14 protein-coding genes are annotated in these 15,427 nt (G+C 54.0%); 3 read left to right on the top strand and 11 right to left on the bottom strand.

The features are described from left to right. Positions 1–68: 68 nt before the first annotated feature. The 4 genes from ACFWUL_RS04455 to tsaD all read right to left on the bottom strand — a co-directional run bounded on the left by ACFWUL_RS04455 (position 69) and on the right by tsaD (position 4,223). On the bottom strand, positions 69–734 hold the full coding sequence (locus tag ACFWUL_RS04455; RefSeq protein ID WP_297020337.1) for a metal-dependent hydrolase: 666 nt from the start codon (positions 732–734) through the stop codon (positions 69–71). 393 nt (positions 735–1,127) lie between these two features. Further along, positions 1,128–1,718: an ANTAR domain-containing response regulator gene (locus ACFWUL_RS04450; protein WP_297020340.1), complete on the bottom strand. Its 591-nt coding sequence runs from the start codon at positions 1,716–1,718 to the stop codon at positions 1,128–1,130. A 6-nt stretch (positions 1,719–1,724) separates the two neighbouring features. After that, positions 1,725–3,143, bottom strand: coding sequence for a histidine kinase N-terminal domain-containing protein (locus tag ACFWUL_RS04445; protein ID WP_297020344.1), 1,419 nt, complete (start codon positions 3,141–3,143; stop codon positions 1,725–1,727). Between the two features lie 57 nt (positions 3,144–3,200). After that, positions 3,201–4,223, bottom strand: a complete 1,023-nt coding sequence (gene tsaD, locus ACFWUL_RS04440) for a tRNA (adenosine(37)-N6)-threonylcarbamoyltransferase complex transferase subunit TsaD (protein ID WP_297020347.1) — start codon at positions 4,221–4,223, stop codon at positions 3,201–3,203. Positions 4,224–4,511: 288 nt separating this feature from the next. Here tsaD and ACFWUL_RS04435 point away from each other — a divergent pair, with 288 nt between their 5' ends. After that, positions 4,512–4,916 (top strand): HTH domain-containing protein, encoded by a 405-nt coding sequence (locus tag ACFWUL_RS04435; RefSeq protein WP_416176806.1) that lies wholly within the window; start codon positions 4,512–4,514, stop codon positions 4,914–4,916. Positions 4,917–5,117: 201 nt separating this feature from the next. Next, positions 5,118–5,951, top strand: a complete 834-nt coding sequence (locus ACFWUL_RS04430) for an IS3 family transposase (RefSeq protein ID WP_416177925.1) — start codon at positions 5,118–5,120, stop codon at positions 5,949–5,951. 1,371 nt (positions 5,952–7,322) lie between these two features. Here the strand turns inward: ACFWUL_RS04430 and rimI are convergent. The 7 genes from rimI to ACFWUL_RS04395 form a co-directional block, all read right to left on the bottom strand. Continuing rightward, positions 7,323–7,781, bottom strand: coding sequence for a ribosomal protein S18-alanine N-acetyltransferase (gene rimI, locus ACFWUL_RS04425; RefSeq protein WP_297023016.1), 459 nt, complete (start codon positions 7,779–7,781; stop codon positions 7,323–7,325). Further along, a complete protein-coding gene (tsaB, locus tag ACFWUL_RS04420) occupies positions 7,754–8,446 on the bottom strand; it encodes a tRNA (adenosine(37)-N6)-threonylcarbamoyltransferase complex dimerization subunit type 1 TsaB (protein ID WP_297023017.1) in 693 nt (230 codons plus the stop codon). Before tsaB ends, rimI begins: the two co-directional genes overlap by 28 nt. Next, entirely contained in the window at positions 8,430–8,906 is a 477-nt protein-coding gene (tsaE, locus tag ACFWUL_RS04415; protein WP_416177924.1) for a tRNA (adenosine(37)-N6)-threonylcarbamoyltransferase complex ATPase subunit type 1 TsaE, read from the bottom strand. The genes tsaB and tsaE overlap by 17 nt, the downstream gene beginning before the upstream one ends. Beyond that, the gene (locus ACFWUL_RS04410; RefSeq protein WP_416177923.1) at positions 8,896–9,768 is read right to left on the bottom strand and encodes a patatin-like phospholipase family protein; all 873 of its coding nucleotides are present in this window, start codon (positions 9,766–9,768) and stop codon (positions 8,896–8,898) included. The genes tsaE and ACFWUL_RS04410 overlap by 11 nt, the downstream gene beginning before the upstream one ends. A 268-nt stretch (positions 9,769–10,036) precedes the next feature. Then, positions 10,037–10,792 (bottom strand): 2,3-diphosphoglycerate-dependent phosphoglycerate mutase, encoded by a 756-nt coding sequence (gpmA, locus tag ACFWUL_RS04405; protein WP_416177922.1) that lies wholly within the window; start codon positions 10,790–10,792, stop codon positions 10,037–10,039. 12 nt (positions 10,793–10,804) lie between these two features. Continuing rightward, positions 10,805–11,794: a thiamine-phosphate kinase gene (gene thiL / locus ACFWUL_RS04400; RefSeq protein ID WP_416177921.1), complete on the bottom strand. Its 990-nt coding sequence runs from the start codon at positions 11,792–11,794 to the stop codon at positions 10,805–10,807. Between the two features lie 396 nt (positions 11,795–12,190). Further along, positions 12,191–12,751, bottom strand: a complete 561-nt coding sequence (locus tag ACFWUL_RS04395; protein ID WP_416177920.1) for an isochorismatase family protein — start codon at positions 12,749–12,751, stop codon at positions 12,191–12,193. Positions 12,752–13,913: 1,162 nt separating this feature from the next. On the opposite strand from ACFWUL_RS04395, the gene ltrA reads away from it, so the two are divergent. Next, complete coding sequence (ltrA, locus tag ACFWUL_RS04390) at positions 13,914–15,176, top strand: group II intron reverse transcriptase/maturase (RefSeq protein WP_416176787.1); 1,263 nt, start codon at positions 13,914–13,916, stop codon at positions 15,174–15,176. Positions 15,177–15,427 lie beyond the last annotated feature (251 nt).

The following is a 15,427-nucleotide window of genomic DNA, read 5'->3' as shown; positions in this document are numbered from 1 at the left end:
TCTCCTTGAGGAAACAGGCAAAAGCGCTGATGCTGCCCAGCAGTTTCAGCGCTTTTCTGCCTCATATTTTACAGGTCAATCGATTCTCCGGGCTGCACAAGAATGACGTCCACCCCTTCCTCAGCCGCCTTCTTCTTGAATGCTTCGCCGTCCTGGGAAATGACGGGCCAGGTGTTGTAGTGCACCGGAATCACATGTTTTGCCTTCAGGAACTTCGCCGCCAGAATGGCGTCATCGGGACCCATGGTGTAGTTGTCGCCGATGGGAAGGATGGCGTAGTCGATATTATAGAGCTCTCCGAAAAGTTTCATATCCCCGAAGAGTGCTGTATCTCCGGAGTAATATACCGTGGGGCCGTCTTTGAAGGAAATGATAAATCCGCAGGGAATACCGCCGGCAGCGCCGCAGCTGTGGAAGGCCTGCACCATTTTCACGGTGCCGAAGTCCGCCTTGAATGTGCCGCCCAGGTTCATGGGCTGGAAATTGGACAGGGACTTCGCAAAGAGGCCGATTACTTCCGGAATAGCAATGACCATGGCCCCCGTACGGAGAGCGATCTCATTGGCATCGCCGAAGTGGTCACTGTGGGCATGGGACAGAAGGATATAATCGCATCTCACATTTTCCGCCGCCATGGAAGCCTGGCTGTTCCCCGTAAGGAAGGGATCGAAAATGAGCTTCTCTTTGCCCGTATCAATGAAAAAGCATGCATGTCCTAAAAATGTGAATTTCATGATAAATCCTCCTTGTGAAAATAATAGAATTGAGAATTGAGATTTGAGAGTTGAGAGTTGAGAGTTGAGGTCCTGCGGCTGCGCCGCGGGTGTCCTGTGACTGAGTGTCATTCGAACGAATGGGGGCTTCTAGCTGCTAGCTGTTAGCTCCACGGAAAGCTGGCCAGCCTACGGCGAATCAGTAACTAGTGGCTAGATGATCAGGCCCACATGGCCTTTTCAGCTCAAGGCTGAAGGCTCAAAGCCCCCATCCGTATGTACGTACACTCAGCCACATAAGCGCCGCAGGCTGACCATCTAGATCTAGATCTAGGTCTAGGTCTGCAGCGCCAAAGGCGCTATTCCCCTCGATCTCGACCTCGGCCTCGATCTAAGCAGGGCCTCCGGCCCTGCTTACTTATTCTTCCTCGCCATGATTTCTTTGACCACACGCTGGGCCACTTCGGCTATGGGAAGGCCCCGCTTCATACTGGTCTGCTGCATCCGGCGGTACGCATCCTGCTCGGTGATATGGTAATAATCCATGAGGAGCCCTTTGGCCCGGTCCACGATTTTGCGGGCCGCCAGTTCCCGTTCCATATCCTTCACCCGGTCCACCATATCCCGCTTCTGCCGGTACTGGCTCACGGCGATCTGGATGGCGGGGAACAGGGTCCTTTCCTCCACAGGCTTCATGACATAACCGAAGACCATGGATTTCTTCGCCTTTTCAATCATGTCTTCATCTCCGAAGGCCGTAAGAAGCACCACCGGCGCCAGGTTATCATGGGCAATCATCTTTGCCGCCTGGAGGCCGTCGAGCCGGGGCATCTTCACATCCAGGATGACCAGGTCCGGCTTCTTTTCTTTCACCAGGTTCAGGGCTTCCACCCCATCGGAACCTACGCCCACCACTTCGTGGCCCGCTTCTTCCAGCATTTCCCGCAAATCCATGCAGATGAGCGCTTCATCATCGGCAATGACAATCCTGTATTTTTCTGCCATATTCCCTTACCCCTCCATCACGGCCAGGGGGCAGTAAATGTCTGCCACCACCAGGCCCTCTTCATTTTTTAAAGTAAACCGGCCTTTCAGTTCAATTTCCGAAAGGTTTCGTACGATCTGGAGCCCCAGGTCAAATGTTTTCGTGCTGAAATCATCGGGCAGGGGATGACCGTTGTTTTTGATATACACATGAAGGTCGCTGCCCCTGATTTCCGTCCCCACAATGAGGGTACCCTTCGGCAGGTCCCGGAACCCATGGTCAATGGCATTATGGATGAGCTCGTTTGCCGCAATAGCCAGGGGCACCGCCTTTTCGGAGTCCACAATGAGGGACCGCCCCGATTTTTCCCGCACCACGTTCACCGGACTCAGGGCCAGGCTGCTCACGGAAAGACTCGTAATCTTGTCCAGAAGGATATCCATGTCGATGCGGTCGCCGCTCTGGCTGGCCAGGATGTCATGGATCTGGGAAATCCCGAGAATCCGGCTCACCGCCCGGCGGAGGGCTTCCTTCGTGTCCTCGTCCCTGGCCCGCCTTGCCTGCATGCGGAGCATACCGGCAATGGTATTGAGACTGTTCTTCACCCGATGGTGGATTTCCTTGATCACCGAATCCTTCACCAGGATCTGCCGCTCCTTTTCCCGGATGGCGGTGACGTCCGTCAGCACCAGCACCGTCCGGGCCACTTTGCCACCGGAAATGATGGGAAGCCCCCAGGCGGAGAGGGTCACATTCTCTGACACCTCATCGCCGTAGGCCGGCTTTCCGGTCTTCATGACCTGGTCCACCAGGGGGAAATGGACGATGGTGTGTCCTATGATTTCCCTCTTCTCCACGGCCTCCTTGTCCAGTACGAAATAGAGATCGTCTGCCATGTCGTTGGCATAGATGATGCGTCCCATGGCATCCAGGATAATCACCCCGTCCTGGGGGCGGATGCTGTAGTACGTATCCATGTCAAAGGGCACCTGGAGCGCCAGGTTCGCCGTATCCGTGAGGACCTGCTGCTGCTTCAGGGAGTTCGAAATGAAACACACCACCGCAAAAGGGAGACCCGCATTATCCACGATGGGGTAAGCCGTCACCGCCACCGTGAGGCCCTGGTCCAGGGCCATGCGGCCCACCACTTTCCGACCGGTGGCAAAGACGTTGTCGATGATGGCCAGGTCCTCCACCTGTCTCGTATCGCCGGACCGGAAAAATGTGGATCCATGGGTATAGGAGGGCTTCACCGCCGTAAGGATGACGGAAAGGTCTTCATTCTTTCCCCTGGCGCAAAGGTAGACCTGGTTTCTCGATATGTCCGAAGCCAGCTGCAGGGCCACCTGCATGTGGTCCAGGATCTTCGCCTGCACATCGGTCAGGTTCGTCGTATCTCTCACCAGCGTATAGAGCTGGCTCATTTCAATTCCACGGGTTTGCATGAATGCCTCCTTGGATGTATATAAAGGGCTTGCGGCCCTGAGGCTATGGCCTTTCTCTTATAACTTCACCTGGTCCGCCAGGAACGGCAGTCTCGGGTCGGCGTTCAGGTTCATGGGAGCGAAATCACCGGCCTGGGCCATGTAGTAGGCACGGCAGCCGATCATGGCGCCGTTGTCCGTGCAGAGCACCGGATCCGGGCGGCACATGCGGATACCCCGCTCATCACAGGCCGCCTTCAGTGCCTTCCGAAGGCCGCTGTTCGCAGCCACGCCGCCGGCGAGGGCAATGGTCTTATACCCCGTTTTCTCTGCCGCCTTCATGGCCTTCTCCACGAGCACCTCCACCACTGCTTTCTGGAAGGAAGCAGCCACATCTTTATAATTGACCTCTTCCTTCTTCATTTTCGCGGTATTCAGGTAATTGATGACCGCCGATTTCAACCCGCTGAAGGAGAAATCAAAGGTATGCTCTTTCCCGAGGCCCATGGGGAATGTAATGGCATCGGGATTTCCTTCCTGCGCCAGCCGGTCGATATGGGGTCCTCCGGGATAGGGATACCCCATGACCCGGGCAATCTTATCGAAGGCTTCTCCTGCTGCGTCGTCCCTGGTCTGCCCCAGGAGCTGGAAGGTATTGTAGTCCTTCACGATGACGATCATGGTATGGCCGCCGGAAACGACGAGAGACAGGAAAGGGGGCTCCAGGTCCGGATACTGGAGAAGGTTTGCAAAAATATGGCCCTCCATATGGTTCACCGCAATGAGGGGCTTATCCAGTGCCCAGGCCGCCGCTTTCGCCGCTGCCACCCCTACGAGAAGGGCTCCCACGAGGCCGGGGCCCTGGGTGACGGCAATGGCATCCATGTCCTTCCAGTCCGCCCCTGCCTGGTCCAGTGCTTCAATGGCCACCGGCAGTACATCTTCTATATGGTGGCGGGACGCGATTTCCGGAACCACGCCGCCGAATTTCTTATGAATCGGCACCTGGGTAGAAATGACATCAGACAGGATATGACGCCCGTCTTCGATGACCGCACAGGATGTTTCATCACAGCTCGATTCAAATGATAATATTTTCATAATACTCCTTATGTTTGGGAAAGCATTGGGGAATAACAAAATGGGGAAATAAGTGAGGAGTGAGGAGTGAGGAGTGAGGAGTGGTGGTTAAACTGGATCCCGAGGAGTGGACACGTCCGAAAGTGAGGCCCCCATATTTTGGACACGTCCTCACAGTTTTCCTCCCCACTCCAGGCGCCTTTAGGCGTGACGCAGGTCTGGATGGCGCGCCAACCATGGTCCGGCCTGTTAGACACAACCTCGGTGCCTATGGTATGCTCAATCTACATCATTTCAAGGAGGATGCACATGAGCAAACAACTATTTACCGACAAACAGATAGCCGATTTAATCCTGAACCCCAACGTTTTCAGCGTTACAAGGTCAACATTGATGCTGACTAAGAGTTTCAAAGAAAAATTCTATGCCGAGTACCAAAAGGGCGCATTGCCAAGGGACATTCTGAAGCACCATGGCTTTTCAGCCGACGTCATTGGGCAGAGAAGGATTTGGAGTATTACTCAGCACATCAAGGATGAGTACGCCAAATACGGCGAATTCCACGAGGGGCGCAAGCCGCCGGGCCCCTCCAAAGGCCCGGCGGCCGTCAGCGGGCAAGATCCTCTAAGCCGTCTCGAAAGCAGGGTGGAATACCTGCAGCAACAGGTGGAGTTTTTAAAAAAAATTACATCTGTAGGGATTTCGAGAAAATAGGTGCAGTGCTCATGAATGACTCCTCCAGTATATTTGAAATCATCTACGAAACTACGCAGGCGTCGGGGAATCGGCTCAACATCAAAGATCTCTGCAATATAGCCGGTGTCTCCCGCAGCGGATACTATGCATGGCTGAACGCCGCACCACTCCGTGCAGCCCGTGAAGAAAGAGACCGTCGGGACTTTGACCTCATTCTGCGTGCATACAACATGGATGGATATCCCAAGGGGGGCCCGGGAAATCCATATGACCCTGCTGCATATGACCCCGCCGATCATTATGAACCGGAAGAAAGTTTTACGGCTGATGAACAAGTACAATCTCATATGCCCTCTCAGAAAGCTGAACCCACGAAGAAAGATTCTGCGGGATTTGCAGACAGGAAATGTGGTTGCAAACCTGTTGAAGAGACGGTTTGAGGAATTTGGCCCCAGAACGGTTCTACTGACGGACATTACCTACCTGCCATACAATGGAATTTTTGCCTACTTATCTACTATTTTGGATGCCTTTACCAAGCAGATTCTGGCCTACGTGGTCAGCGATTCCCTGGAGGTTGACTTTGTACTAGATACAGTCAAAGCTCTACTACGGGACCACCCTATAGCATTGAATACAATGACCATTATCCATTCAGATCAGGGCAGCCACTATACAAGCTATGATTTTGTCGATATTCTTCGAAAAAGTAACCTTCGCCGGTCTATGTCAAGAAGAGGAAACTGCTGGGACAATGCACCACAGGAAAGTTTCTTTGGCCACATGAAGGACTGCATCAGAGACAAGTTGGCCGTTGCTACCAGCTTCGAGGAGGTGAAAACCATCATTGATGATTATATTGACTATTACAATAACCGTCGCTACCAGTGGAATCTGGCAAAGCTTTCCCCAAATGAATTCTACAATTTCGTAACTACCGGAAAATACCCTTTGGACGTCCCCTACGTGCCCGCTCCTCCTGAAATTACCAGGGATCCTTGCGAGCTGGCCGTAGATGCCGTTATTGGGAGCTTATTTGGGCAAATACCGTAGCAAATGAGGCAAACCAGCACAGGCACTTGTGCTGGAGCCTATACGGCGCCAATGCGTGGCAATGTCAGGGTGGACGTGAGCAGGTGCCCCTCTTTGGGGTTCAAACTACACTTTTAATTGTGTCCTTGACAAGGGGGCCAGTTCAGGTGGCGGCGCACAAACGGGAAAGCGCCGCAATATATATTCTGATTTCGCAGCTTTGCTGCAACTAGATACCACAGTCTGCTTCGCAGAACCTGCTCCAAAAGGCGGATCCATCCCGTTTGGCTGAAACAAAAGAGATGCATCAAGGAAGACGGCATGCATGAAGTACAAAACTGCCGGTTCCCGTCATTTCGAGCGGTGGCAAGGGAACTGGATTCGCAGGGAGCCGCAGGCGACTGAGAATCCAGTGACACGCTTCCTCCGGTGGTAAACACACTGCATGCAGAAACAGTCAAAAATCGCTACAGCTTCGAGGAGTCGAGAAATCTTTCTTGCTTTCGGGAATACAGAGCTTCTCTGCCATCCTGAACGGCTCTGCGGATCCATCCCCCGCCCTTCTCCAAGGGGGCACGTGATTACCGATATTTTCTGTATGTGACACATCCCCTGAGCATGCAGGCCCTTAGAGAAGGGCCGCGGCAAAGCCGCTGGACCTCAACTCTCAAATCTCAACTCTCAACTCTTTCCCCAACCATGCAGGCCCTTGGAGAAGGGCCGCGGCAAAGCCGCAGGATGGATGCGGCGAAGCCGCTGGACCTCAATTAAGTGAGAAGTGAGGAGTGAGGAGTGAGGAGTGAGGAGTGAGGAGTGAGGAGTGAGGAGTGAGGAGTGAGGAGTGAGGAGTGAGGAGTGAGGAGTGAGGAGTGAGGAGTGAGGAGTGAGGAGTGAGGAGTGGTGGTGGCGGCGCACAAATGGGAAAGCGCCGCAATATATATTCTGATTTCGCAGCTTTGCTGCAAATAGATACCGCAATCTGCTTCGCAGAACCCGCCTCTTCGAGGCGGATCCATCCCCCGCCCTTCGGGCTGCCCCCTTCTCTAAGGGGGCACTTGCTTACCGTTATTTTCAATATGTAAGTCAACCAATAGTATGCAGATTTTCGCGGCTCTGCCGCAGGACCTCAATTCTCTTTCCTCAAATCTCAAATCTTTCCCAATCATGCAGGCCCTTGGAGAAGGGCCGCGGCAAAGCCGCAGGATGGATGCGGCGAAGCCCCTGGACCTCAATTCTCTTCACTCAATTCTCAAATCTTTCTTTTCTGCCTCAGGCAGACCAGCTTTCCTAGAGGCTAGCAGCTAGAAGCCCCTACCCGTTCGCACGACACCTGGTCACACAATACCCGCCGCAGAGCGGCTGACCCACTCGATCTCGATCTCGGTCTCGATCTCAATTAACCTCCACCTGCATAATATACCCATCTTCCTTTGGAAGCTCATAGACCCCCTTCCGGAGGCCCAGTACCTGAAATCCGTATTTCTTATACAGGTTCTGCGCCTTTTCATTGCTTGTGCGGACTTCCAGGAACAGGGTTTTCATCCCCCTTTCCCTGCATTCCGCAAGCCCCGCCTCCAGGAGGAGGGCTCCTATGCCCAGGCGCCGGAACTCCGGGCGCACGCCGATATTCACCAGCTGCCCTTCATCCAGGACGAACCAGAAGCAGCCGTACCCTGCGGTCTGCCCGTCCACCGTGGCGATGAAATACTCGCTCTGGGGGCCCTCCATATCGTGGAGCACCGTCTCCTCCCGCCAGGCGTCGGAAAAGCAGAGCTTCCCGATTTCAAAGATGTCGTGGACATGGGAGGTATCGGCTTTCTCGATCATGATTTCCCGTGCCGTTTCTCCCACAGTACCTCCGCCTCGCTTCTCCTTATATAATTGGGAAGAATCCGGAGGGGATCGTCCGTCTTCCCTTCTGCCAGCTTCTTCAGCCCCGCCAGGGCCACGCTCCCAGCCCGGGCCAGCCGGTTATGGGGCGGCGCCAGCTTGATGCCCGCAACGACGAGTTTATCCTTATATTTATCGGCGCATTCCCCCACCGCAATGATGGGGCCGCCGTGGCGGAGGGCCGCCTCGATGACTTCGTCAATGGGGGCTGCCTCTTCCTTCTCTTCCTGCCACAGTTCGTCGAAGGCGCCGTAGAGGGCAGCGTACACGTTCCCCCGCTGGGCATCGAGGAGGGGCAGCACGAAGGCCTGGGACCCTGCCATATTCCATGCCAGCGCTTCCAGTGTATCCACACCGATCAGGGGCACCTTCCAGATGTAGGATGCCATCTTCGCCGTGGCCAGGCCGATGCGGAGTCCCGTGAAGGATCCAGGGCCGATGGATACGGCGATGGCGGATATTTCTTTCTTCGAAACCCCCGCTTCTTTGATCATCTCATCCATGTGGGGAATGAGCTGTTCCGAATGGGTCAGTTTCCTCTGCACCGTCCACTCCGCAATGAGCCGGTCCTCTTCTGCCAGAGCACAGCTCAGTACCAGGGAGGACGTATCAATGGCCAAGAGCATAATTCTGTATCTCCTTTACAATGGATTTCGGCGCTTCATCGCTCCAGGAAATCCGGATATTTCTTTCATTTTCGCCGGAAAGGGTGATGTGGATATGGATGGCCTCCTCCGGAATGAGGGAAGGAAACATGTCCGCCCATTCCACCACCACCACGCCGCCGGCGCCGTATTCTTCCCACCCGATATTCCACAGGTCCTCTTCGCTGTGGAGGCGGTAGAAATCAAAATGCTTTAAAGGAATGGGGCCATCGTAGTAGTTCATGATGGTAAAGGTAGGACTTCCCACCACCCCTTCGATGCCCATGCCCTTTGCCAGGCCCTGGACAAAGTGGGTCTTCCCGGCTCCCAGGTCCCCGGTGAGTGCGATGAAAAGGCCATCCACCCCGTGTGCTCCCAGGAATTCACCGAAATCCATGGTTTCCTTTTCGCTTTTTGTGGTCATGGATATTTCATTTGTCATGAAGCCACCTCATCATTTCATCAAAACGGTCCATACCGATGCGGTACCCTTCGCCGTGGAGGGCCCGGAGCTTTCCGGCATCCCTTTCGATCCGGGTCACGGTGACCGGCTTTTCCGGCCGGATCACGAAGACCTTTCCTTCCTTTTCCAGCTCGATCACCCGGTCCACCTTTTTATTGTACCGCTCCGGAATGGAACACATGCCTTCCACCACGGCGGGGAACTTCTTCCCGTACACCCGGTTCAGGAGTCCGTGGAGCCAGAAGGGCACCGGCTTTTTTCTATATGTGATATCCCGGGTCAGGATATATACAATTTTTCCATGGGAAAAGGGGATTTCCTCCGGCAGCGGCACCAGTGGCAGTCCCACCCCGCCGTCTACGTAGGAATTTCCTTCTATGGGCACCGGCTTTGACACCAGGGGGATGGAACAGCTGGCCTCGCAGACCTTCACATAGTCCTCCCACTTCCTGTTGTGGGAAGAAACGAAATGGGGCTTCCCGTCCCGGCAGTCCGTGATCACCGCGTAGAGCTCTTCCTTCGCATGGGTAAAGGTTTCCTCATCAAAGGGATCCGCCTCATGGGCCAGCTCCCCAAACATGAAATCAAAGTTGAAGAAGGAGCCCCCGTGAATTATATGCCGCACCCCCATGTACCGGGGATCCGCGGCATAGGTAGAATTTACCCGCACACTGCGGCCGCACTGCCGGGACAGATATCCCAGCCCCTGCAGGGTGCCTGCAGAGATACCTACGACCTTTGGAAAATAAAAATGGTGGTCCATGAAAGCATCCAGCACGCCTGCCGTAAACAGGCCCCGCATGGCACCACCTTCCATCACCAGTATCGGTGATTCATCCATTGTTGTATATCCTTCTTTCTAATATATTGGGAATGTACCCCATGCGAATGAATGGGGCATAAGGTTGAATAGGCCTCGCCGGGCAGCGGCCTGCGGCCAGGAAAGGTGCGGCGCACAAATCATATAGCGCCGCAAAAATTATATAATATCCTTCCTTAAGCCCAGGCGGCAGCCTTCGCCCTGGCCGCAGGACACAGCCTTGACGCAGTCACTGCCCTGACGTAGTCATAGCCCGCTTTCACAAGCGCAGCCGCTTTTCACCTCATTCTCATTTCTTCGAGCAGTTCGACTGGTTCTTCACCGCGTTGATCTTGGCCGCAATGGCATCCTGGTCTCCCAGGTAGGACACATCGTGCACCGTGAAGTCCTCATTCAGGTGGTACACCAGGGGAATGCCGGTGGGCACGTTCATGCCGGCGATATCGCTGTCCGAGATCCCTTCCAGGTGCTTCCGGAGAGCCCGGATGGAGTTACCGTGGGCGGCGATGAGCACCCGGTCTCCCGCTTCGATCCGGGGGCGGATGACCTCATCGAAATAGGGAGCCACCCGGGCCACCGTATCCTTCAGGCATTCCGTCAGCGGCAGCTTCACGGTGTCCTTGATTTTCTGGTAAGGCGCCTGGTTCACCGGATTTCTGGGGTCATCCTCCGCAAGGGCCGGCGGACGGACGTCGTAGGACCGGCGCCACTGGAGCACCTGCTTTTCCCCGTACTTATCGGCGGTTTCCGTCTTGTTCAGACCCTGGAGGGCCCCGTAGTGCCGTTCATTCAGGTGATAGTTCTTTTCCACCGGAATCCATACGAGATCCATCTCATCCAGCACGGTATAGGCCGTATGGATGGCCCGCTTCAGCACCGACGTATAGCAGCGGTCGAAGGTGAAGCCCTCCTTCTTCAGGAGCTGCCCCGCCTGCTTTGCTTCTTCGAAGCCCTTTTCTGAAAGTTCCACATCCGTCCAGCCGCAGAACAGGTTTTTCTTATTCCATTCACTTTCCCCATGGCGAATTACTACCAGCGTATACATAGTTTGCCTCCATCACTTTTCAAAATGATCAAATCCGTGAACTTCCAAAATGGCTCTTTCCTTGCCCTTCCTTATATATACCCCGCGGCCCGGCTTCCTGACAACCCTGCCGATGGCACGCACAGCACATTCCTCTCTTATTGTATCAAAATCGGCGGGAGAAAGGGACCCGACCAGCTCATAATCTTCTCCCCCGTTGAAAGCCCAGTCCAGGGGATTCACATGGACCTCCTCCGCCAGCCTCCGGGCTTCCCCGGAAATGGGAATTTTCGAAGGATCGATTTCTATTTCCACTTCCGACGCTGCTGCGATTTCATTGAGCTCCCGGGACAGGCCGTCGGAAATATCATTCAGCGCATGGGCCCCGTGGTCCCGGAGGAGGATCCCCGCTCTGATCTGGGGCTCCGGCCGCCGGTGCCGCCTTACGAGGCCCGGGAAATCGGAGGCCCTACCGTGTAGAAGGGCATAGAGCCCTGCCGCCGAATCCCCTATGGTTTCCGTCACAAAGACCACATCCCCCTCCCGGGCGCCGCTTCGCGTCACCGCCTTTCCCGAAGGCACCATGCCGATCACCGTGCCCGTCACGATGACGCCGCCGGGGGACCCGGTCACATCGCCGCCCAGGAGGTTCACCCGGTACTTCCGGCAGCAGCTCCGAAGGCCCCCATAGAAGGACTCCACCCAGGAAAGGGGCAGGTCATCGGGAAGGGCTATGGAAAGCACAAAACCCGAAGCCTCCGCCCCCATGGCCGCCATGTCGCTGAAATTGGAGGCTCCCAGGTGGTACCCCACGTCCGAGGGCCCCATGGTTTCCTTCGTGAAATGGATGCCCTCCACCATGGTGTCCGTGGAAATGACCTGGTCAAAGCCGGGCGGCGCCGCGTACACCGCCCCGTCATCCCCGGGTCCCACCTTCACCAGCTCCGGCCGGTAAATGAAATCATGCATAATACGGCGGATGAGGCCAAATTCCCCCACATCCTTCACCGTCAGTTCTCCCATGAAACCTCCTTCTGTATGGCTGGCTGGCGTGCGGCCGTATAGGGGCTTCCAGCTTCTAGCTACTAGCAGCCAGGAAATCTCAACAGCCTACGGCACAACAATTGTTCGACCGATAACTTCTCATGCCGTAGGCTCTTAGCTTTTCTAGAAGCTAAGAGCCAGCAGCTAGAAGCCCCCGCACGTTCGAAGGACACCCAGCCACATACCTCCGCCGCGAAGCGGCTGACCAGCCCAAGACTCAAGGCCCCACCTGGTCGCATGCTGTCTGGCCACACAAGCGCCGCAGCCTGGCCAGTCTGACATCTGACCGTCTGACGTCTACCAGCCCCACCGCCATTCATCCAATAGGACCGACCCCGCCGCGAAGCGGCTAACTACCTAGACCTAGACCTAGCCCTAGCCCCGGCCCTCCAGCACAACCCCCATCTTCTCCATCTCCTCCAGCGCCTTCCTGTGGTCCTCCTTCGACACATAGCCAAGGCCCTTCACCAGGACCGTCACCATCCGTCCGGACTTCAGGAGGGACAGCACCGTTTCCTTCACGCAGTACTCCGACGCAATGCCTCCCACGTACACATGGGAAGAAGCCACATCCCCCAACGATTTTCCTTCTTCATTCTTACCGTTAAAGGCGGAGTACTCCTCCACTTTGTCATCCCGGCCCTTCAGGAACCGGTTCTTCGGAGACGGCCGGTTGGCCGGTTCCTTCACGTCCTTCGTGAAAGCGGGATCCAGCTCCGCCCCCTTCGTCCCTGCCACGCAGTGAACGGGCCAGATGCCCCCGTTCACCTTAAAGGACCCATTGGTCTCACTGTGCCAGTCCGACGTATACAGAGCCCGCACCTCGTGGCTGTTCATGAAATCCACCAGCTCCTTCACCGCCTCATGGCTGTGGCCACAGGCCAGTGTACCATCGATGAAATCGTACTGGCAGTCTACAATCACCAGATCATCCATTACTACCCCTCCCATAATCTATTTGCTACTTATTTTATCAGTTTTTTGCGGGAATGTGAACTACTGCCAAATCGACTCTGTTCGTATAAAAATAAAACAACACCAGGAAGGTCCTGTGTCCATGAGATACGGGAATTTATCCAGTGAATCAGGCGCCAGTGCAAGGTCAGAGGCCGAAATTTCCCCAAGTCCTGGACTGATTATCAAAGTGGCAAAAGAATGAGCTATCCAAAAGTCCTGAGCCTTCCATATGAATATAGTTTACAATATCTGAAATTCAAGCGGTGTGTCACTGCGCGAGAATTGTGATTACAATCGAGGCCAAGGCAATTCGCGGCCTCGCCACTGACCAGCTCAATCTCGCTACTGGACTCACCTTCTCAATGGCCATTGAGTCATGGTCTCAAATAGAAATCCTTTCCTCTGATTGTCTCTACCCATATCCCGTCATTGCGTCCGGTGTACACAGGACTGACGACTCTATTGTTCAAAGCCCCTTAAGCTTAGAGGAGTGGAAAAATATTTCTTGCATGTGAGAATACAGTGCTTTTACAAAACCATGTGAGTTGTAACGCCGTCATAACCATTGATCTCGGAGATCTCTCGACTCATCTTTCTTTTCACCAAGCATGTGCAAATAAAAGATCGAGGTCGAGGTGCGCCAGTTCGGCGTACATAGTATAGCCGTGGTGCAAGTCCATGACCCAGCAAAGCTTAGCAGGCAGCTGGTACCTAGTCTTGGGATTGCAATCGTGAGGTTGCAGTCTAAGCGTAGACAGGGGAGCACAAGAGCCGTAATGCAAAGCGGTGACTCCGTGAGTGTGAAGCTTATTCAGCCCCGTAACGATGATGAGTGGCAGTCGATTCTCTCTCGATGGACGCAGACTGTAATGCATGGTTCGTTAAGCGAGAAACATGCAGGTGCCACCGGGGTCCAAGGGCATGGCGAGTGTGCAAGATACTATGTATGTACCTGGGAGACCTGCCGAGGTCCGCAAGGTATGGGAATTGAATCCTACGAAGAGGAGAGACCCAAATACTTCGGCAGGAGTCGGACTGTTCCATAGTAGTAAGGAAGTCTGTGAAAGCGGATGGAGCGAAGGGAACAGCAAATAGTTGTGCTTATTGTGCAGAACATTCAGACACAAGAGGTTGCAAAAGAATGCCAAAACATGTACAAGAGATTAGATTCCTATCAGCAGGCCACGAAAGAGTGGAAGGGCTGATGCATCGAGTCAATGCAGAAACACTGTATGCGGCCCATCTCAAACAGAGAAAAGGCAAGGCTACAGGAGTTGATGGAGTCAGTAGGGAAGATTATGACAGGAATGTCACGGAAAACATCAGTAAACTGGTGGAATCCATGAAGAAATTCCAGTACAGGCCCAAACCAGTAAAGAGGGTATATATACCAAAAGGAAATGGCAAACGCCGTCCATTGGGAATACCGGCTTATGAAGACAGGCTGGTACAGTATGTCATGGCTTACTTACTGGAAGCCGTTTACGAGCCAAGATTTCTGGACTGTTCCTTTGGATTCAGACCGAAACGGAGTGCTCATGACGTAATCCGTGTGATTGACCGGGCCATTATGCGAGGAAACGTGAACTGGGTATTGGAAGCAGACATCAAAGGATTCTTTGACAACGTGGACCAAAAGCAGCTCATGGAATTCCTGAGCCGAGACATAGCCGACAAGAATTTTCTGCGGTACACCGTCAGATTTCTTAAAAGCGGGATTATGGAAGAAGGCAAATATTATGAGAGCGATAAAGGAACGCCGCAGGGCGGGCTTATATCGCCCATACTGGCCAACGTATATCTGCACTACGTGCTGGATACCTGGATGATGGAGACTGTAAAGCCTCGTATGAAAGGTGAAATGTACTATGTCAGATATGCAGATGATTTTCTCGTTCTCTTCGAATACGAAGAGGATGCACGAAAGGTCTATGATGTGTTGGGAAAGAGACTGGACAGATATAGCCTTGAGCTTGCTAAAGACAAGACACGGATACTGCCCATTGGGAGAAATAGCGAGGGAGGCAAGGAATTTGACTTTCTTGGCTTCACGTTCTATGATACTCGGACTCGGACCGGAACATACCGACTTGGCGTGCGCTCTAGCAAGAAGAAACTGAAAACAAAGAAGAAGAATGTCAAGGAATGGCTGAAAGCAAATATGCATATGCCAGTACACGAAATGGTGGACCATCTCAATGCAAAGCTCAGAGGGCACTACAGTTATTACGGTGTTAATGGAAACTATGAAGGAATATCCGGCTTTGTACGGTTTACCAAGTACATGACACATAAATATCTGAATAAGAGAAGCCAACGTAAGAGCTTAGGATGGGAAAAGTTTCGCGAAATATGGGCGGAACATGTATCCCCTCCAAGAATCATGGTGCAGATATGGAATTGAAAAGACTATTTGAAGAGCCGTATGCGGGAAAACCGCACGTACGGTTCCGTGAGGGGCGGACAGAGAAATCTGATTCCGTCTACTCGACGAAAATAGCGTCTTTGGCTCTGATTTCCTATGGCTGAGCGCCGTGCGAATGGAACGGAGCCTTGAGCCTTCCACCCTTGGGCTGGACAGGCCCTTTGGGCCGGGTGACAGGTGGCTATGTGTACGCAAAGGTACAGGGCTTCCAGCTGCCGGCTTAAAGCTCC

The sequence above is a fragment of the Dialister sp. genome, assembly GCF_047832375.1.
In the GTDB taxonomy this organism is placed as follows: domain Bacteria; phylum Bacillota; class Negativicutes; order Veillonellales; family Dialisteraceae; genus Dialister.
This window is presented reverse-complemented; position numbering and strand designations above follow the sequence as displayed.

Excerpts from the sequence above, each read along its gene's own strand:
- ACFWUL_RS04455 (WP_297020337.1), bottom strand. The coding sequence starts at position 734 with ATGAAATTCACATTTTTAGGACATGCATGCTTTTTCATTGATACGGGC.
- ACFWUL_RS04450 (WP_297020340.1), bottom strand. The coding sequence starts at position 1,718 with ATGGCAGAAAAATACAGGATTGTCATTGCCGATGATGAAGCGCTCATC.
- ACFWUL_RS04445 (WP_297020344.1), bottom strand. The coding sequence starts at position 3,143 with ATGCAAACCCGTGGAATTGAAATGAGCCAGCTCTATACGCTGGTGAGA.
- tsaD (WP_297020347.1), bottom strand. The coding sequence starts at position 4,223 with ATGAAAATATTATCATTTGAATCGAGCTGTGATGAAACATCCTGTGCG.
- ACFWUL_RS04435 (WP_416176806.1), top strand. The coding sequence starts at position 4,512 with ATGAGCAAACAACTATTTACCGACAAACAGATAGCCGATTTAATCCTG.
- tsaB (WP_297023017.1), bottom strand. The coding sequence starts at position 8,446 with ATGCTCTTGGCCATTGATACGTCCTCCCTGGTACTGAGCTGTGCTCTG.
- tsaE (WP_416177924.1), bottom strand. The coding sequence starts at position 8,906 with ATGACAAATGAAATATCCATGACCACAAAAAGCGAAAAGGAAACCATG.
- ACFWUL_RS04410 (WP_416177923.1), bottom strand. The coding sequence starts at position 9,768 with ATGGATGAATCACCGATACTGGTGATGGAAGGTGGTGCCATGCGGGGC.
- gpmA (WP_416177922.1), bottom strand. The coding sequence starts at position 10,792 with ATGTATACGCTGGTAGTAATTCGCCATGGGGAAAGTGAATGGAATAAG.
- thiL (WP_416177921.1), bottom strand. The coding sequence starts at position 11,794 with ATGGGAGAACTGACGGTGAAGGATGTGGGGGAATTTGGCCTCATCCGC.
- ACFWUL_RS04395 (WP_416177920.1), bottom strand. The coding sequence starts at position 12,751 with ATGGATGATCTGGTGATTGTAGACTGCCAGTACGATTTCATCGATGGT.
- ltrA (WP_416176787.1), top strand. The coding sequence starts at position 13,914 with ATGCCAAAACATGTACAAGAGATTAGATTCCTATCAGCAGGCCACGAA.